The 21,346-nt window shown below is 74.6% G+C and carries 2 protein-coding genes; both read left to right on the top strand.

The window, feature by feature from the left end; translation table 11 throughout:
* Nucleotides 1-84: 84 nt before the first annotated feature.
* Complete coding sequence (locus tag MXD61_RS10295; RefSeq protein ID WP_248812610.1) at nt 85-19,992, top strand: non-ribosomal peptide synthetase; 19,908 nt, start codon at nt 85-87, stop codon at nt 19,990-19,992.
* Between the two features lie 63 nt (nt 19,993-20,055).
* The gene (locus tag MXD61_RS10290) at nt 20,056-21,324 is read left to right on the top strand and encodes a YqcI/YcgG family protein (RefSeq protein WP_248812609.1); all 1,269 of its coding nucleotides are present in this window, start codon (nt 20,056-20,058) and stop codon (nt 21,322-21,324) included.
* Nucleotides 21,325-21,346: the final 22 nt, after the last annotated feature.

Below are 21,346 nucleotides of genomic sequence, written 5' to 3'. Positions count from 1 at the left end.
GGCCGGCCTCCGCGCCCGGGCCAGCAGCCATGCCCGCGGATCGCGACCGGCGGCCCGCCAGCCCGTCTCGGAAGGACATGTCCCGTGGCCAGTCCCGACTCCGCGCAGCGTAAGCGCGAGCTGCTCCGTCGTCGCCTCGCGGCCGCGGAGCTGGCGCGCGAGCCGGAGTCCGGCCCGGCCGGCGGCCCGGCGCGGGTGCCCGGCGAGGGCCATCCGGTGAGCGCGGGGCAGCGCCGGATGTGGTTCCTCTCGCGGCTGCGCCCCGACAGCCTGGCCTACACGATCTCGACGGCCTTCGACCTGACCGGCCCCCTGGACGTCGGCGCCCTGCACGCCGCGCTGCGCACCGTCGCCCGCCGGCACGAGATTCTGCGCACCACCTACCGGGTGAGCGCCGACGGCGAACTCGAACAGGTCGTCCGCGACGATGTCGAACCGGCCTGGAGCAGCGTCGACGTCGGCGCCGAACCCGAGCCGCGCAGCGCCGCCCGGCAGGCCGCGCTGCGGGCGACCCGCCGTCCGTTCGACCTGGCGGTCGAGTCGCCGCTGCGGGTCACCGTCATCCGCCACGACGACGACCGGCACACCCTAGCCCTGGCCGCGCACCACATCGCCTGGGACGACGCCTGCTGGGACATCTTCTTCACCGACCTGCTCGCCGCCTACGACACCGGGACCGGCGCGGTGGCCGCCGCCGGCGGCCAGTACCTCGACGTCGCCTGGTCCGACCACGGCCCGGACGAGGCGGGACTCGCCTACTGGCGAACCGCCCTGTCCCCGCTGGCCGAGCCGCTCACCCCGCCCACCCCCACCCCGGACGACCTGGCCGCCCGCGACCGTCAGGTCGGCGACGGCGGCGGACCCGACGGTGGGCGTCAGGTCGTCCATCCGGCGTCGGGGGAGTCGGGGGGGCGGGTCCGGGCCTTCGCCGCCCGGCAGGGCGCCACCCCGTTCATGGTGGTCTTCGCCGCCTACGCGGCGCTGCTGCACCGGGTCACCGGCTCCCGCGACGTCACCGTCGGCACGCCGGTGGTCAACCGGGACGGCGCCGAGACCGCCGGTGTCCTGGGTTACTTCGGTAACAGCCTGGCGCTGCGGCTGTCCGTCGAGCCGGCCGACACGTTCACCGAGCTGCTGCTGCGTGCCCGCGAGGTCTGCCGGGGCGCTTTCGCCCATGCCGACGTCGACCTCGCCGATGTCGCCCGCGCCGTCAACCCGGACCGGGCCGACGGGGTGTCCAGCCTGTTCAACACGATGATCGCGGTGCGCCGGCCGGCCGCGGCGGCGCTGCGCGGCCGCGGCCTGCGCGGCGTGCGGCGCCCCCTGCACAACGGCACCGCCCAGTTCCCGCTGCTGCTCGTCGCCGAGTTCACCGAACCCGACAGCACCGGGACCGGGACCGGCGGTGGCGCTTCCGGTGCGTTCGAGCTGGAGACGACCTACCAGGACGCGGTGGTGTCCGCGACGTTCGCCGAGTCGGTCGGTCCCCGGCTGGCGCGGTTGCTGGCCGCCGCGCTCGCCGACCCGGACGCCCCGATCGCCACCCTCGACCTGCTCGCCCCCGCCGAGCGCGCCCACCTCCTGGCCGCCGGCAACGCCCCCACCAGCACCGCCGCTCTCACCGGCGACGTTCCCGTGGGCATCACGCACGACGCCGCGGCCAGCGCGGTGCCGTGGATGACGCGGTTCGCCGAGCAGGCCGCCCGAGCGCCGCGGCGGACGGCGCTGGTCACCGCGGCGGGCAGCCTCACCTACGGTGAGCTGGCCGGACGGGCCGACACCCTGGCCCGCGCCCTGGCCGGTCGGGGGGTGCGGCCCGGGACGGTCGTCGCGGTGGCGCTACCCCGCACCGCCGACCTGGTGGTGGCGGTGGCCGGCATCGGCCGGGCGGGCGGCGCGTACCTGCCCGTCGACGTCGACTACCCGGCCGAGCGGATCGCCTTCATGCTCGCCGACGCGGCCCCGACCGTGCTGGTCACGACACGTGCTCTCGCGCCTCGGCTGCCCCACCCGTCCGACACCGTCGTGCTGCTGATCGACGACCCCACGGCCGACCACCTGGCGGCCGACGGGACCGTGCCCGCGGACCCCGCGGTCACCGTCCCCGGGACGGAGCTGGCGCCGACGTGGCCGCCGGTGGTGCATCCGGACAGTCCCGTCTACGTCATCTACACGTCCGGGTCGACGGGACGACCCAAGGGTGTGGTCGTCAGCCACCGGTCGCTGGCGGTGTTCCTCACGGCGTTCGTCGCGGCGGTACGCATCGGCCCGGACGACCGGCTGCTCGGCGCGACGACACTCGGCTTCGACCCGAGCACGGTCGAACTCCTCGCGCCGCTGACCGTGGGGGCCTCCTGCCATCTCGTCGAGGCCGGTGAGGGCCGGGACCCGGCGCGGCTCGCGGCGCTGATCACAGCCGGCGAGGTCACGATCGCGCAGGCCACCCCGTCGCGGTGGCGGTCGGTGCTGGACGCCGCGGCGCCCGGACCGCTGCCGGTGCGGGTCCTTTCCGGCGGTGAGCCGTTGCCATCCGACCTGGCCGGTGAGCTGACCGCCCGGGCCCGCGAAGTGATCAACGTCTATGGGCCGACCGAGGTGACCGTCTGGGCCACCACCGGTGTCGTCCCCGCCGGCGACGCGACCCCGGGCCGTCCGACGGTCGGACGCCCCCTGCCGCACGTCCACGCCTATGTGCTCGATGGTGCGCTGACACCCGTCGTGCCCGGCGCGACCGGCGAGCTCTACCTGGCCGGACCGGCCGTGGCCGACGCGTACCTGGCCCGGCCGGCGCTGTCCGCCACCCGTTTCGTCGCGGACCCGTTCGACCCCAGCCGCCGGATGTACCGCACGGGCGACCTCGCCCGCTGGCGCGCCACCGGTGAGCTGGACGTCGCCGGCCGCACCGATGACCAGGTGAAACTGCGCGGCTTCCGGATCGAACTCGGCGAGATCGAGACGGTGCTCGCCGCCGACCCGTCGGTGGCCCGCGCCGCCGCCGTCGTCCGCGACGACGGCCCCGCCGGCCGCGTCCTGGTCGCCTACGTCGTGCCCGCCGCGGACGAGGACCCCGCCACGGCCGAGGACTCCGCCGCGGCCGAGGACCCCGCCGCGGACGGGTCGTCCGCCGCGGCCGGGCAGCGGAAGTGGACCGAGCGGCTGCGGGTGTCCGTGGCGAGCCGGCTGCCGGGGCACATGGTGCCGGCGGCGTTCGTCGTGCTGGCGGCACTGCCGACCACCGCGAACGGCAAGCTGGACCGCCGGGCGCTGCCCGCGCCGGACTTCGGCGCCGTCGGCAGCGGCGGCCGGGCACCGGTGACGGCCGCCGAGACGATCCTGCGTGACGTCTTCGCCGACGTCCTCGGGCAGCCCGGCGTCGGCGTCGACGACTCGTTCTTCCACCTCGGCGGCGACAGCATCCTGGCGTTCTCGATGGTCACCAGGGCCGCCGCCCGCGGACTGACGGTGGCCCTGGCGGACGTGTTCGCCCACCCGACCGTCGCAGCCCTCGCAGCCCTCGCAGCCCTCGCAGCCCCGGACACCCTCACCGCTCCCGCGATCCCGGACGCCACCGGCTCGATCGCCGCCGCCGGCTCGACCAGTACCGAGATCGAGCTCGCGGTGGACGAGGCGGAGCTGGCCCGCGTCCGGGCGCGGTTCCCGGCCGCGACGTCGGTGTGGCCGCTGTCACCGTCACAGTCGGGGTTGCTGTTCCACCGGCTGCTCGACGGTGAGGACAGCCCCGACGTCTACGTCCTGCAGTTCGTCCTGGAACTGTGCGACGTCGGGGATGTGGCGCGGTTGCGGGCGGCGTCGCGGGCGCTGATCGCCCGCCATGAGCTGCTGCGGGCCGCGATCGTGTCCGACGGGCGGGTGCCGGCGCAGGTGGTTCTGCCCGCCGCCGACCCGGAGTGGACCGTGGTCGACCTCTCCGGCTGGCCGGCGGCCGAGGCCCGGGCCGAGACCCGCCGGCTGGTCGAAGCCGACCGGGCCGGACGGTTCGACCTGGCGACACCGCCGCTGATCCGCTTTCTGTGGGTGCGTACCGGCACGCAGACGGCGACCCTGGCCGTCTGCGCCCATCATGTCGTCACCGACGGCTGGTCCCTGCCGCTGCTGCTGCGTGAACTGTGCACGCTCGCGGCCGCCGACGATCCGGCGCTGGCCGGCGCCGGACTGCCGGCGCCGCGCCCGTACTCCGACCATCTGCGCTGGCTGCGGGCCCAGGACGGCGACGCGGCCCGGGCCGCCTGGCGTGCGGCGCTGGCCGGCCTCGACACACCGACCCTGCTCGCCGGCGGCGGCCATCGCACGACACCCGTCGGCGGTGCGTCGACGGGCGGTGCGTCCGTGGGCGGTGCGTCCGGTGGGGGCGGCCCGGTGACGGTGGAGCGGGAGATCGACGCGGAGCTGGCCCGGCGGCTTGGCGCGCTTGGTCGGGCGCGGGGGTTGACGTTCGCGACGATCCTGCGGGCGGCGCACGCGGTGCTGCTGTCGCGGGCGGTCGGTCGGGACGACGTCGTGTTCGGCGCGGCGGCCTCCGGACGTCCGCCGGCGCTGGCGGGGGTCGACACGATGGTCGGCCTGTTCGTCACCACCGTGCCGGTGCGGGTGACGGTGCGCGCCGGCGAGCCGGTCGCGGCCCTGATGACCGATCTGCAGACAGCGCAGGGCGCCCTGTTCGCCCATCACCACCTGGGCCTGGCCGAGATCCAGGCGGTGGCCGGGCTCGGGGAGCTGTTCGACACGCTGCTCGTCGTCGAGTCCTATCCGTTCGACCCGGCGACCCTGCTGCCCGCCGGCGGCCCGCGTCTGGTCGGTCTCGACGGCCATGACGCGACCCACTACGCGCTCACCGTCCGGGTCATCCCGGGCGAGCGGCCCCGGCTCACCTTCGGCTACCAGCCGGACCTGCTGGAAGCCACCACCGTGGCCGCCCTCGCCGACCGGCTGCTCACCCTGCTGGCCGAGATCGCCGCCGACCCGGACCGTCCCGTCGGTGCCCTGGCGGGTTCGCGGCCGGCCGACCCGGCCGTCCCGGCTGCCCCGCTCGTCCCCGGTGTTCCGGGTGTTCCGGGTGTTCCGTCCGAGCTGGTGGGGGCGTCCGAGGGGGGCGATCTGGACGTCACGTTGCCGCGGCTGTTCGAGGCGCAGGTGCGACGTGCCCCGGAGGCGGTGGCGTTGCGCTGGCGGGAGGAGGAGCTCACCTACGCCGAGCTCGACGCGCGGGCGAACCGGCTCGCCCATGTGCTGCGTGGACGTGGGGTCGGCCTCGAATCGATCGTCGCGGTCGCCCTGCCCCGGTCGATCGACCTGGTCGTGGCGCTGCTCGCGGTGCAGAAGGCGGGCGGCGCGTACCTGCCGGTCGACCCGACCTACCCGTCCGAGCGGATCACGTTCATGCTGCGCGACGCGTCCCCGGTGTGCGCGGTGACGACCGTCGTCGACCGGGCGGTGCTGCCGGTGCGCACCGGGATACCACTGCTCGCCCTGGACGATCCGCTGGTCGTCGCGGCCCTCGCCGAGCAGCCGCCGACCACGCCGGACATCGACCCGCGCGGTGACCATCTCGCCTACGTGATCTACACCTCCGGTTCCACCGGACGGCCCAAGGGCACGCTGATCCCACACCGCAACGTCGTGCGGCTGTTCGCCGACACCCAGGACTGGTTCCACTTCGACGACCGCGACGTGTGGACGCTGTTCCACTCGGTGTCGTTCGACTTCTCCGTCTGGGAACTGTGGGGTCCGCTGCTGCACGGCGGACGGCTCGTCGTCGTCGACCACGAGGTGTCCCGCTCACCCGAGGCGTTCCGGGCGCTGCTGGTCCGCGAGGCGGTCACCGTCCTGAACCAGACGCCGTCGGCGTTCGCCACCCTCATCGACGCCGACGCCGACGCCGGGCCTGGCACGTCCGCGTCCGCGCTCGCCCTGCGGCTGGTGATCTTCGGTGGGGAGGCGCTGGACACGAGCCGGCTCGCCCCCTGGTACGCCCGGCACGCGCCGGACGCCCCACACCTGGTCAACATGTACGGGATCACCGAGACCACGGTGCACGTCACCTACCTGCCGCTGCCGGTGGAGAACAACGACGGCGGACGTGGGCTGATCGGGGTGCCGATCCCCGGTCTGCGGACGCGGCTGCTCGACCGGCACCTCACCCCCGTCCCGCCGGGGGTGCCCGGGGAGATCTACGTCAGCGGTGGGCAGCTCGCGCGGGGCTATTTGGGTCGGCCCGGTCTGAGCGCCACCCGGTTCGTCGCCGATCCCCACGGCACACCCGGTGATCGGCTCTACCGCACCGGTGACCTGGCCCGTCAGGCTCCGGACGGCACACTGGAATACCTCGGTCGGGCCGACGACCAGGTCAAGATCCGCGGCTTCCGGATCGAGCCGGGGGAGATCGAGGCGGTGCTCGCCGCCGATCCGACGGTGGCCCGCGCCGTCGTCCTCGCGCGTCCCGACGCGGCCGGGCGGGCCCGCCTGATCGCCTATGTCGTCGCGTCCGCGACCGACGCCGACGCCGTCCAGCAGGTTGATGGGGCGGCGCTGCGGGCCCGGGCCGCGGCCGTGCTGCCCGACTTCATGGTGCCCGCGGCCGTCGTGGCGCTGGCCGAACTGCCCCTGACCGGCAACGGCAAGCTCGACCGGGCCGCCCTGCCCGCCCCCGACCTCGGCGCCGCCACCTCGGCCCGAACCGGCCGCACCCAGCTCGAACGGACCCTGTGCGCGGTGTTCAGCACCGTGCTGGGCCTGGACCGGGTCGGCGTCGACGACGATTTCCTCACCCTCGGCGGCGACAGCATCCTCGCGATCGGGCTCGTCAACCGGGCCCGGCGCGAAGGCGTGCGCGTCACGCCCCGCGAGGTGTTCCTGCGGCGGACCCCGGCCGCCCTCGCCGCCCTCGTCGCCGCCCGCACCCCCACCGCGTCCACCCCGGACGCGCCCGCCGCTGCTGCCTCCTCCGCCTCCGCGTCCACCGCCTTCGGTGCGACTGGGGCGGCGCGGGAGGAGGCGCTCGGCATGCTGACGCCGCTGCCGATCGTGGCTCGGCTCGCCGAGTGGGGTGGGCAGATCCGGCGGTTCAACCAGGCGTTCCTGGTGGGGACACCGGCCGACGCCGACGAGCCGAGCCTGCGGGCGGCGCTGGAGGCGCTGCTGGCCCACCACGACGGGCTGCGCGCCCGGCTGCTGCGTCCGGCGCCGTCGGTGTGGCTGATGCGGATCGACCCACCGGGCATCCCCGACCCGGACCTGCTCGTCCGGATCGACGCCGCCGGGCTCGACGCGGCGGCGCTGCGGGCGACGATCACCGCCGCGTCCGGTTCGGCCGCGGGACGCCTCGACCCCGACGCCGCGACGATGGTCCGCGCGGTGTGGCTCGACGCCGGCCCCGGCCAGCCCGGACGGCTGGTGCTGGTCGCCCACCATCTTGTCGTCGACGGCGTGTCCTGGCGCATCCTGCTCGACGACCTGACCGACGCCTACGCGGCGGTGCGCGCCCAGCGGCCGGTCGCGCTCGACCCGGTCGGCACCTCACTGCGGGCCTTCTCCCGGATCACCGCCGAGGCCGCCGCCGCACCCGAACGCCTCGGCGAGCTGGCCCACTGGCTGGCCACCCTCGCCCCCGGTGGACGTCCGTTCACCGAACCGTCCCGCTCGGGCCGGGTGGGCACGGTCGCCGGCACCGAACGGCTGCGGGTCGACCTGCCGGTGTCGACGACATCGGCGCTGCTCACCGGCGTTCCGGCGGCCACCGGCGCGGAGATCACCGATGTGCTGCTCACCGCGCTGCGCCAGGCGATCCCGGCGGAGGGTCCCTCCGGCGATCTGATCGTCGACCTGGAACGGCACGGACGCACGGAGCTCACCGACGAGGTCGACCTCGCCCGCACGGTCGGCTGGTTCACCAGCATCGCCCCGGTACGCCTCGGCCCCGCCCACGGTTGCGCCCGCGAGGTGCTCGCCGCGGTCACCGCGACCCTGCGGGCGGTACCGGACGCCGGGATCGGTTTCGGCCTGCTGCGCTACGCCAACCCGCTGGCCGGACCCACCCTCGCCGCGGCCGGACACGCCCAGGTGCTGTTCAACTACCTGGGCCGGTTCGGCACCGACGGACGCGCCGACTTCGCCCCGGCCCCCGAGTTCGACGCGCTCGCCGCCGCCTTCGACCCCGACCTCGGCGTCGGCTACCCGCTGACCGTCGACGTCGCCTGCGTCGACACCGCGCGGGGCCCACGGTTGCAGGCCACGTTCACCTACCTGACGACCATCCTCACACCGGACGTCACCGCCCGCCTCGCCGCCGCCTTCGTCGACGCCCTCGGCGATCTCGCGACACTGGCCACCCCGAACACCGACTCTGGTCCCGGCACCGACTCTGGTCCCGGCACCGGTCCGTCCTCGCCGATCGTGGTGGCGTCCCGTGCGCTCGTCGAACTGTCGGACGAGCAGACCAACCGGATCGCGCAGACCTTCCCAGCCGGGATCGACGCGGTCTGGCCGCTGTCACCGTTGCAGGAGGGGCTCTACTTCCAGTGGGCGCTGGACCGCACCAGCGACGCCTACACCGCCCAGTTCTCCTTCGACTTCGACCACCGTCTGGACGTCGACCGGCTGCGCCGCGCCACCACGGCGTTCATGGCCCACCACCCGGCCGTGCGGGCCGGTTTCCTCAGCGACGGGCTGCCCCACACGGTGCAGGTCATCGTCCGGGACCTGCCGGCGCCGGTCGAGGAGATCGACCTGACCGGGCTGGCGGAGGCGCTGCGGGAGCAGCGGGCACGGGAGATCGCGGCGGCCGACCGGGCCCGTCCGTTCGATGTCTGCGCGCCGCCGCTGTTCCGCCTGACCCTGCTGCACCTGGCCGACAACCTCGACCGGCTCGTCATCAACCGTCAGGTCCTGCTGTGGGACGGCTGGTCCGGCGCGCTGGTCGTCGAGGACCTGCTCACCCGCTACGCCGCCGATGAGGACAGCGTCGCACCGCCGGTCGCGACCGCACCGGCGACCGCGGCGACCACGGTGGGCGCGTCGTTCGCGGACTACCTGGGCTGGCTGCGGGAGCAGGACACCGGCGCCGCCGAGGCGGCGTGGCGCTCGGCGCTCGCCGGCCTGGACGAGCCGACGATGGTGATCCCGGCGGCCCGCGGGCTGGCACCGGTCGCACCGGAGCGGATCACCGCCGAGGTGCCCGAGGGCACCGCCGCGGCGGCCCGCGCGGCCGCCCGGGCGCACGGCGTCACCCTCAACACGATCTTCAACACGGCGTTGGCGCTGGTCCTGGCCAGTGTCACCGGCGGCGACGACATCGTGTTCGGGACGACCGTCGCCGGGCGACCGACCGACCTGGACGGCATCGACGAGGTCGTCGGACTGTTCCTGAACACCGTCCCGGTGCGCATCCGCCTCGACCCGGCCGAATCCGTCGGGGATCTGCTGCGCCGCGTCGCCGGTGACCGCCTTGACCTGCTCGACCACGAGTATCTCGGGCTCGCCGAGATCCAGCGGGCCAGCGGGCATCCGGTCCTGTTCGACACGCTCTACGTGCTGCAGAACTTCATCGACGAGGTGGCGAACGAGCGGACCACCGCCCGCCACGGCATCATCGCCGGGTCGAGCCTCGACCACACCCACTTCCCGCTGACGTTCGTCCTGGCCCCCGGCACGCGGATCACCATGCGGCTGGAGTACCGGGCGGACGTCGTCGACGCGGACCTGGCGCACGCCCTGTTCGACCGGTTCCTCGCCACCGTCGGCACTCTCGTCGCCGACCTCGACGCGCCCGTCGGACGGATCGACCCGCTGCTGCCCGCGGAACGGACCCGTCTGGCCAGCGACACCGCCCTCGTGCGCGAACCGATCGGCACCGAGACCATCGCAGACCTGCTCGCCACCCGGGCCGCGGCGGTCGGCGACGAGACCGCGCTCGTCCTGGGCGGCCAGCGGCTGACCTACGCCGAGCTCGACGCCCGGGTCAACCAGGTCGCCCGGCTGCTGAGCGCCCGCGGCGCCGGCCCCGAGACGGTGGTCGCGCTCGGCCTCGGCCGCACCCTGGACATGGTCGTCGCCCTGTTCGCGGTGCTGCGCACCGGCGCCGCCTACCTGCCGCTCGAACTCGACCATCCGCCGGCCCGCCTGACCAGCATGGTCGCCGACGCCGGCGCCACCCTGGCCCTGACCACCGCGGCCACCCACCGTTACCTCGCCGACCTGCCCGAGGGTGCCGACCTGCCCGAGGGTGCCGACCTGTCCGAGGGTGTCGGCCTCGCCGAAGGCGCTGGCCTGTCCGAAGGCGCCGACCGGGTGACGTCCTCGGCGGTGCGATGGCTGGAACTGGACGATCCGGAGCTGGCCGCAGAACTCGCCGCCACCTCGGCCGACCCGCTCTCGGACGCCGAGCTCGGCGCGTTCGCGCGCGACCGGGCCGACCGGCTCGACCATCCCGCGTACGTGATCTACACGTCCGGTTCGACGGGACGGCCCAAGGGTGTCGTCACGCCCTACCGCGGGCTGACGAACATGCAGCTCAACCACCAGAAGGAGATCTTCGCGCCGACGGTGGCGGCGGCCGGCGGCCGGCGGCTGCGGATCGCGCACACCGTCTCGTTCGCCTTCGACATGTCCTGGGAGGAGCTGCTCTGGCTCGTCGAGGGCCACGAGGTGCACATCTGCGACGAGGAACTGCGCCGCGACGCCGAAGGACTCGTCGCCTACTGCGACCGGCACCACATCGACGTCGTCAACGTGACGCCGACCTACGCGCTGCACCTGTTCGAGGCCGGCCTGCTCGAACGGGACGAGGCACCGGCGGGCACCGGGCGGCACCGTCCGGCGCTGGTGATGCTCGGCGGGGAAGCCGTCCCGGACTCGGTGTGGAACCGGCTGCGCGACACCGACGGCATCACCGGCTACAACCTGTACGGGCCGACCGAGTACACCATCAACACCCTCGGCGCCGGCACGTCCGACAGTGTCACCCCGGCGGTCGGCCGGCCGATCCGCAACACGGCGGTACTCGTCCTCGACCGCTGGCTGCGTCCCGTTCCCGACGGTGTCGCCGGCGAGCTCTACATCGCCGGGGACGGGCTGGCCCGCGGCTATCTCGGCCAGCTCGGGCTGACCGCGGCCCGGTTCGTCGCCGACCCCGTCCACCTGGGCGCGCGGATGTACCGCACCGGCGACCTGGTGGTCCGCCGGCCCGACGGCAACCTCGACTTCCTCGGACGCACCGACGACCAGCTGAAGATCCGCGGCCACCGGATCGAACTCGGCGAGGTCATCTCGGCGTTGGACGCCCATCCGGCGGTCAGCCAGTCCGCGGTCATCGCCGTCCCCGACCCGACGCTGCCCGGCTCCAAGCGGCTCGTCGCCTACGTCGTGCCGGCGCGGCGCGGCGCGGACGACCGGGCGGTCACCGAGACCGAGCAGGTCGGCGAATGGCAGCAGATCTACTCCGACGAGTACGAGCGCATCCCCACCGCCGTCACCGTCGAGGACTTCGCCGGCTGGGACTCCAGCTACGACGGGACGCCGATCCCGCTACCGGACATGCGCCAGTGGCGCGCCGCCACCGTCGAACGCGTCCAGGCACTGGCACCGGACGCGGGCCAGGGCCAGGCTCCGGGTCGACGCATCCTGGAGATCGGGGTCGGCACCGGCCTGCTGCTCGGCCCGCTCGCCCCCGGCTGCGAGGCGTACTGGGCGACGGACTTCGCCGCCCCGGTCGTCGCGAAGCTGCGCGCCGAGGCCGCCGCCGACCCGCGGCGATTCGGCGCCGTCGAGCTGCGCCACGCCCCCGCGCACATCACCGAGGGCCTGCCGCGCGCGTTCTTCGACACGGTCGTCATCAACTCGGTGATCCAGTACTTCCCGAGTGCCGACTACCTGCGCGGTGTGCTGCTCGGCGCCCTGGAACTGCTCGCCCCCGGCGGCTCGATCCTCATCGGGGACGTGCGTGACCTCGGCCGCCTGCGCGCCTTCCACAGCGCCCTCGAACGTCGTGCCCTCGAACGTCGTGCCCTCGAACGTCGTGCCCTCGAACGTCGTGCCCTCGAACGTCGTGCCCTCGAAGGCGCCGCCGACGCCGGTTCGGCCATCGATCCGCAGCGGTTCGCCGCCGCCGTCGACCGGCGTCTCCAGCTGGAGAAGGAACTGGTCGTCGCGCCCGCGTTCTTCCACGCCCTGGCCGCCGACGCCGGGCTCGAGGTCTGCGTGCGGGTCAAACGCGGCCACCACCGCAACGAACTCACCCGCCACCGCTACGACGTCGTGCTGCGCCGCCCGACGGCCGCGCGGAACACCCCCGACCCGACGGCCGCGTCGGAGTGGACGGAACTGACCTGGGGGGTGGACGTGGTCGACCTGGCCGGGTTCACCGCGTTCCTGCGGGGACGGCGACCGGCGCGGGTGCGGCTGGCCGCCATGCCCGACGCCCGGGGCGCCGCCGAACTCGCCACCATCGACCTCGCGGACGCCACCGCCGCCGAGGTGATCGGGCAGGCCGCGCAGACACTCGCCGTCGACCCCGAGGACGTCCACGCCCTCGCCGACACCCTCGGCTACACCGCCGCGCTCGAGCCCCGCAGCGACACCGCCGGCCTGCTCGACGTCGTGCTCGTCCACGGCACACGCCCGACCGACCTGCCCTTCACCGCCCCGACGACGTCCACCGCCGCGACGGAGCGCACCTCCGTGACGGCGTCCAGCGCCGCGGCGGAGCACACGAACGATCCGACGGCGGCACGTGCGGCGGGGGCGCTGGTGGCCCGGCTGCGCACCGATCTCGCGACGGTGCTGCCGGACTACGCGGTACCGGCGGCGTTCATGCCGCTCACCGAGATCCCCCGCAACGCCAACGGCAAGCTGGACGTGGCCGCGCTGCCCGCCCCGCGGCCGGTGGCCCGCAGCTCGGGGCGCGCGCCGGCCGCCGGCGTCGAACAGGCCCTCGCCGACCTGTTCGCGGACGTCCTGGGTCTGCCCTCGGTCGGGGCGGACGACAACTTCTTCGCCCTCGGTGGCCATTCGCTGCTCGCCACCCGGGTGGTCAGCCGGGCGAGGACGACACTCGGCGTGGAACTGGCCCTCCGTGACCTGTTCGACGCGCCGACGGTCGAGGCACTGGCCGCGAAACTCACCGCGGGCACCGGTGCGGCCGGTGCGGGCCGGACCCGTCCGGTGCTGCGTGCGGTAACGCCCCGTCCGGCGCGTGTCCCGCTGTCGGCGGCGCAGCGCAGGCTGTGGCTGGTCGACCGGCTCGCCGGTGGCACCGACGCCTACAACTACCCGCTCGCCCTGCGCCTGGCCGGCCGGATCGACCTCGACGCGCTCCGGGCCGCCATCGCCGACCTGATCACCCGGCACGAGGTGCTGCGCACGGTCATCACCACGGACGACGGCACGCCCTACCAGCACATCCTCGACCCGGCCGTCGCCCTCACCCGCATCACCATCACCCACGACACCGCTGCCGAGGGGACGCGGCGGTGGATCGCGGCGGCGACGGCGCGGCCGTTCGACCTGGCGGTCGAGCCGCCGCTGCGGGTGCGGGTGCGCGGCGAGGCGGACGGTGATGTCCTGCTGGTCGTCCTGCATCACATCGCCACCGACGAATGGTCGGACCGGCCGTTCCTGCTCGACCTGGACGCCGCCTACATCGCCCGGCTCGCCGGGCGGACCCCACGGTTCGCGCCGCTACCCGTCCAGTACGCCGACTTCACGCTGTGGCAGCGTGACCTGCTCGGTGACCCGGCGGACCAGGACAGCCTCGCCGCCCGTCAACTCGCCTTCTGGCTGGACGCGCTGCGCGGCCTGCCGGAGCGGATCGCGCTGCCGCTGGACCGGGAGCGCCCGGCTGAGCGCGACGGACGGTCCGGTCGGGCGGTGCGCGTCCTGCCGGCGCCGGTGACGGCCGGGCTGCGGGCACTGTGCGCGGCCACCGCAACCAGCATGTCGATGCTCGTCCATGCCGCCCTCGCCACCCTGCTGCACCGGCTCGGCGCCGGTGACGACATTCCGATCGGCGTGCCGGTCGCCGGACGCACCGACGCGGGTCTCGAACAGCTCGTCGGCTTCTTCGTCAACACCCTGGTCGTGCGTTCCGACCTGACCGACGACCCGACGTTCCGGGATCTGCTGGCCCGCACCCGCCAGACCGACCTGGCCGCCTTCGACCACGCCGACCTGCCGTTCGAGGACATCGTCGCGGCCCGTCGCGGCCGGCGCATCCCCGGTGTGAACCCGCTGTTCCAGGTGATGGCGGGCTACCACCATCTGGGCGGCGACGACCGGGCACTGTTCGGCCAGCCGGTGAGCTGGATCAACCCGGAGGTCGGCAGCGCCAAGTTCGACCTGGACGTGACGTTCGTCGACCGGGCGGCCACCGGTGAGATCACCGCTCTGGTCGAGTTCGCCCTCGACGTCCTCGACCCGTCCAGCGGCGCCAGGCTCGCCGACCGGCTCGTCCGGCTGCTGGCCAGGATCGTGGACGATCCTGATCGTCCGGTCAGCCGGCTGCTCCTGCTCGACGCCGACGAACGGGCCGCCGCCCTACGCGCCGCCGCCGGCCCCCGACGCGCCCTGCCCGCCACCCCAGCCGCCCCCGCCATCCCAGCCGTCCCCGCCGCGCTGTCGGGCCCGGCCCGGACGGTGCCCGATCTGCTGGACCGGGCGGTGGCGGCCTACCCGGACCGGGTCGCGCTGGTCACCGAGACCGAGAGCCTCACGTTCACCGAACTCGCCGCCGAGGTGGCGCGGATCGCCCGGCGGCTCGCCCGGCTGCGCCTCACCCCCAAGACGATCGTCGGCGCCGAGATGGTCGTCGCCGTCGCGCTGCCCCGGGCCCGGATGGTCCCGGCGATCTTCGGTGTGCTCGCGGCGGGCGCGGGCTATCTGCCGATCGACACCGAACAACCGGCGGAGCGATTGGCGTTCCTGCTCGCCGATGCCGCCCCCAAGGCCATCCTCACCAACCGGATGTTCGCCACCCGCCTGCCCGAGCACACCGCCACCGTCGTCCTGCTCGACGAGCCGACGTCCGACGTCGAGCCCGAACCCGAGCTCGACGGGAGGCCGGGGTCGCCGGTGGCCGGTGGACGGCGTCCGACCGCGGCCAGCGCCGCCAGCGTGATCTACACCTCGGGTTCGACCGGACGGCCCAAGGCGGTCGTCGGCACCCACGGTGGCCTGGTCAACCTGTTCGGTTCGCATGTCGTCGACCTCATCGCGCCGGCGCAGGACACGGCCGGCTCCGGACGGGAGGCGCTGCGGGTCCTGCACGCGGCCTCGTTCAGCTTCGACGGCTCGTGGGAGCCGCTGCTGTGGCTGCTCGCCGGCCATGAGGTGCATGTGGTGGACGAGCGGACCGCCCGCGACTCCGCCGCCCTCGTCGCCTACCTCGAACGGGTCCGCGTCGACGTGCTCGACCTGACCCCGACCTACCTGCAGGAACTGATGAAGGACGGCTTCGGCCGGCGGGACGCGCACCGACCCGGTGTCCTGCTCGTCGGTGGCGAGGCGACCCCGCCCGCGCTGTGGGCGCAGCTGCGGGCGATGCCCCCGACAGTCGTGCACGACCTGTACGGGCCGACCGAGTACTCGGTCGACGCCTACGGCTGGCACAGCGGCGGCCCGGGCGGCGGGGCGTGCGGGCCAGCCGGGGCGCAGTGGGCGGCGCCGATCGCGAACACCGACGCCTACCTGTTGGACCAGGCGCTCGAGCCGGTCGCCGACGGTGTGCCCGGCGAGCTCTACCTGGCCGGACCGGGTCTGGCCCGCGGCTACCTCGGCCGGCCGGGGCTTTCCGCCACCCGTTTCGTCGCCGACCCGTTCGGTTCGGCGGGGCGGCGGATGTACCGCACCGGTGACCTGGCCCGCCGCCGTCCGGACAGCTCCCTCGCCTTCCTCGGCCGCGCCGACGACCAGATCAAGCTGCGTGGCTTCCGGGTCGAACTCGGCGAGATCGAACGGGCGTTGGAGGCGGTGCCCGGTGTCAGCCAGGCCGCCGTCCTCTTCCGCCCGGACGCCCCACCCGCCCGCCAACTCCTCGCCTACGTCGTGCCCGCCGCCGCTACCGGCCAGGGTGCCGCTGCCCAAGGGGCTGTCGGCCAGGGGGCCGCGGTCCAGGGGTCCGCGGTCCAGGGAGCTGGGGCCGAAGGGGCGGCGCTGGGTGACATGGTGCGGGAGCAGGTGGCTCGGGTGCTGCCCGGGCACATGGTGCCGCAGGCGGTCGTCGTGCTCGTCCGGCTGCCCCGCACGACCAACGGCAAGCTGGACCGGGCGGCGCTGCCCGAACCGGTCACCACGCCACCCTCGGCGGGCCGTCGGCCGCGGGACGCCCGCGAGGAACTGCTCGCCGAGCGGTTCGCCGCCGTCCTCGGGGTGGACCGGGTCGGCGTCGACGACGACTTCTTCACCCTCGGCGGTCACTCGCTGCTGGTGATGCGGCTGTGCGCGGCGATCCGCACGACGTTCGGCGTGGAGATCACCCCCCGCGCCGTCTTCGAGGACCCGACCGTCGCCCGCCTGGCCCGCCGACTGGACACCGCCGGCACCGCCCGACCGGCCGTGCGCCGCCGGGCTCGCCCCGGCCAGCCGCCCCTGTCGTTCGCGCAGCGGCGGATGTGGGTCCTCGGCCAGGTGGAAGGGCCTGGCGCCACCTACAACATCCCGGTCACCTGGCGGTTCACCGGCGCGCTGGACCTCACCGCGCTGCGCGCCGCCATCGCGGACGTGGTCGCCCGACACGAGGCGTTGCGCACCGTCTTCCCCGCCGGCCCGGACGGCGAACCGGTCGCGCGCGTCCTGGACCCGGCGCAGGTCCACATCCCGTTCGACGTGATCGACCGGACGGCGGACGCCCCGCCGCCACCACGGGACCCGCGGCTCGCGGACCTGCTGGCCAAGGCGGCGGCATACCCGTTCGACCTCGAACGGGAGGTGCCGGTGCGGGTGAGCGTCGTGCGCGCCACCCCGACGCTGCACCTCGTCCAACTGCTCATCCACCACATCGCCGCGGACGAGGGTTCCGACCTGCCCCTGTCGCGGGATCTGTCCACCGCCTACCGGGCCCGGACGGCCGGTGTGGCCCCGGACTGGGCGCCGCTGCCCGTCCAGTACGTCGACTACGCGCTGTGGCAGCGGGAGCTGCTCGGGGACGAGGCCGACCCGGCCAGTCCGGCGGCCGCGTCCCGACGGTTCTGGCGGGACGCGCTGGCCGGCCTGCCCGCGGAACTGGCGCTGCCCACCGACCGGGCGCGCCCGGACGAACCGACCCACGCCGGCGGCATCGTCGAGACGTCCATCGACGCCGAACTGGTCGCGGCGCTGCGGGCGCTCGGCCGGGAGCATGGCGCGAGCCTGTTCATGGTGGCGCGTGGCGCCGTGGCGACCCTGCTGCACCGCCTCGGCGCGGGGGTCGACGTGCCGATCGGCACACCGGTCTCCGGACGGGTCGACGCCGCGTTGGACGACCTCGTCGGTTTCTTCCTCAACACCGTCGTGCTGCGGACGGACCTGTCCGGCGACCCGTCGTTCGCCGACCTGCTCGGCCGGGTCCGCGCCGGTGACCTGGCCGCCTTCGACCACCAGGAGCTGCCCTTCGACCGGGTGGTGGACGCGGTCAACCCGCCGCGGCTGCTCGCCCGCCACCCCCTGTTCCAGGTGATGATCGTCTACCTGGCGGCCGCCGACGTCACCGACGGCCTGGACCTCGGCGGCGGTGTCCTCGGCCGACCCGAGCCGGTGCGCCGCTCCACCGCCAAGTTCGACCTGTCCTTCGACTTCGTCGAACAGCGTTCCGGCGACGGGGGCGCGGCCGGCATGACGATCGGCGTCGCCTACAGCGACGATCTGTTCGACCGGACCACCGCAGAGCGGCTGGCCGCCTGCCTGCGTCATCTGCTCGCCGCCCTCGCCGGTGCCCCTGGCACACCCGTCGGCACCCTCGAGGTCACCGACGGCGACGGCCGCCTGGTGGTCTTCCCCACCCGCGCGATCGACGCGACGACGCCGGACGTGACATCCGGCGACCCCGGCACATCACGCGGCGCGGGCCAGCCGGCCAGCGAAGCCGCCTCGGCTGGCTCGGCTGGCTTGGGCGTCTCGGCTGGCGGTCGGCCGACGGGCCGGCGGGTGGCGGTGGGCGAGGTCGAGACCGCGCTGGTCACGGCGTTCGCGTCAGTGCTGGGGGTCGAGGAGGTCGGCGTCGACGACGACTTCTTCACTCTCGGCGGCGACAGCATCATCGCGATGCGGCTGGTCACCCGCATCCGCGCCGCCGGGTTCACGGTGACCCCGCGGCAGCTGTTCGGCCATCGCACCCCCGCGACCCTCGCCACCGTCACCCGCCGCCGCGGCGCTCGCCCGGCCCGGACCACCTCCGCCGGCGCGACCTCCGCCGGCGCCGCTTCCACCAGCGCCATCTCCACCCGTGGCACGTCGGCTCCGGCGCGGGAGGTGGTGCTGCCGCCGACGCCGGCGTTGCAGTCGGCCCGGGAACGCGGTGGACACATCGGGCAGCGGCTGGCGTTCGCCTCGTTCACCTCACCGGTGCTCCTGCGCACCCCGGCCGGCCTGGACCTCGACACCCTGATCGCCGGACTCGCCGCCGTCATCGAGCGGCACGAGGTCCTGCGCGCCCGGCTGGTGCGCACCTCCGGTGCCGGCGCCGACGGCGGGCCGGCCTGGTCGCTGGCGATCGCGGCCCCCGGCGTCCTGGACGCCCGCGACCTGGTCCGCCGGATCGACGCGACCGACCTCGCCGGTGCCGGTGCCGGTGCCGGTGCCGGTGCCGACGAGCGTGACGGGTTCGGCAGCCGCGGTGCGCTCGCGGCGATGTCGGGCCTGGCCGCGGCGACCAACGCCGAGATCGACCCGGACCGCGGCCAGCTGCTGCGGGCCGTCTGGCTGGACGCGGGCCCCGCGACACCCGGCCGACTGCTGCTGATCATCCACCATGCGCTGATCGACGGGGTGTCCTGGTCGGTGGTGCTGGAGGATCTGGCCGCGGCGGTCACCGCGCTGCGCACCGGTGCCTCCCCGGACCTGGCGCCCGTCGCCGTCCCGTTCGGCGACTGGGCCCGCCGCCTGGACGCCCGGGCCCGCGACCCGCGCACCGACGAGCGCCTCCCCTTCTGGCAGGACCTGCTCGCCCGCGCCACCCCGGTCACCTGGTCGCCGCCAGCACGGACGTCCGAGGAGCCGGCGACTGCCCAGGAGCTGGCGACGTCCGAGGTGCCGGTGGCGGTGACCGTGCCACCGCGGCGAGCCACGGCGCTGCTGTCGACGGTGCCCGCCGCGTTCGGCATCGGCGTGGACGAACTGCTGCTCGCCGCACTGTCGCTGGCCGTCACCGAGCTGACCCGGCCGGATGACAGCGGCCGGTCGGGGATCGTCGTCGCGATGCAGGCGCACGGACGCCAGGAACACCTCGTCGGCGACGACGACCTGACCCGCACGGTCGGCTGGCTCGCCGAGATCTACCCGTTCCTGCTCGAACGCTCCAGCGGCAGCACTGGTTCTGGTGCTGGCGACGGCGACGGCGACCGGGAGATCGACGGGACGGTCGCGCGGGTGCGGGCGCTCATGGCCCAGATCCCCGACGGCGGCACCGACTTCAGCCTGCTGCGCTATCTCAACCCGCGCACGGCGGCCACGCTCGCGGCCGCCCCCGCTCCCACGATCTACCTGAACTACGTGGGACGGCTGACCCGCGGCCAGGTCACCGACTGGTCGGTCGCCGCGCAGGACGAGGTGCTGTTCGCGGACTGGAACTCCGACCAGCCCGATCCGTTCCCGCTGAGCCTGATCGTGCGGGTCCTCGACACCCCGGACGGCCCCGAGCTCACCGCCCGCTGGACGACCGGCGACGACGCGCCACCCGCCGTGGTCGTGCACGCCCTCGCGGCCGCCTGGGAGCGAGCCCTGGCCGCCCTCGCCGACCGTGCCGACCGCCTGGACGCCACCGCCCGACCGGGGGCGGTTCCGCCTGCTCCGTGACCTGCTGGACCAGCCACCGATCCCGGCCCGCCTGTCAGCCGATGAGCCCGAAGAGAGAAACCCGTGCCAGACACGACGCGATCCCTGGGGGAGAGCATGGCCAGCTCGACCGATGCCTACCGTGAGTCCGTCCAGGATCTGACCCTCGGGCCGCTGCCCGCCTGGGGCACCGACTGCGTCCGCACCATGATCGACACGCTGACGTCCACGGCCGAGCCGTTCCCCTGCGTGTTCGCGGTGGCCGCGGCGAACCGCGGTGGCCTGCGGTTCGGTTTCGTCGACGACCTCGACGACCCCCGGACCTGGTCGACCCTGCCGGACATCCTCGCCACCTACCTGGCTGTCTACAAGGAGATCTCGCGCAACACGTCGCTGGTCGTGTTCTTCGGCTCCGGCCAGGAGCAGGAGGGAGAAGCGGAGCGGGAGCCGGGGCAGCGGGAGCCGGGGCAGCGGGTGCCGGATGAGGCGCGGGCCGGCGACATCCTCGCCTACGAGCAGCGGTTCTGGTCGCTGCTTCAGTACCTGCACGACGGGGACGGCGAGCCCTGGCCGTCGGACATCCCGACCGAGACCGACGATCCCGGGTGGGAGTTCAGCTTCCGCGGCTCCCCGATCTTCGTGGTCTGCAACACCCCGTCCCACCACCGGCTGCGCAGCCGGAGCAGCCCCGTCTTCAACATCACCTTCCAGCCGCGCTGGGTCTTCGAGGGCCTCGAGCCCTACACCCCGCGTGGGGCCGCCGCCCGCAGGACGATCCGTGAGCGGCTGCGCAAGATGGACGAGGTCGACTCGACCCCGCTGCTCGGCTCGTTCGGCGACCCGGCGAACCGCGAGTGGAAGCAGTACTTCCTGCGTGACGACGCCACCGTCGCCGACGGCTGCCCCTTCCTCGCCAACGCCGCCCGCACCGTCGCCGCCGGTACTGCCGGTACTGCCGGTACTGCCGGCACTGCCGGCACTGCCGGCACTGCCGAGGTGGAGCCGTCGGGCCGGGCGTTCAAGGTGGTCGTCAACGAGGAGCAGCAGTACTCGGTGTGGCCGGCGAACCGGCGTAACGCGCTCGGTTGGTTCGACACGTCCGTCACCGGGACACGTGAGCAGTGCCTGGACAGCATCGCCTCGACCTGGTCCGACCTGCGGCCGCGCAGCCTGCGTCGGCGGATGTCCGGTGCCGCGGACGCCACCGTCCGGGACGCGGGTACGCGGGCCGGGATGGGAGCCGGCGGCCGTCCGCTACTGCCGATGACGGCCCACGCGCCGGCACCCCACACGTCCGAGGACGCCGAGCAGGACGAGGCCGAGCGCGAGTCGGTCTCCAGCCCCGCCCTCTGACGGCGGCCTCGCCCTCCGCCGG

The organism is Frankia sp. AgPm24, assembly GCF_023243055.1.
GTDB classification, from domain to species: Bacteria; Actinomycetota; Actinomycetes; order Frankiales; family Frankiaceae; genus Frankia; species Frankia umida.
The sequence above is the reverse complement of the archived record's forward strand: the minus strand, read 5'-3'. Positions and strand labels throughout refer to the sequence as shown.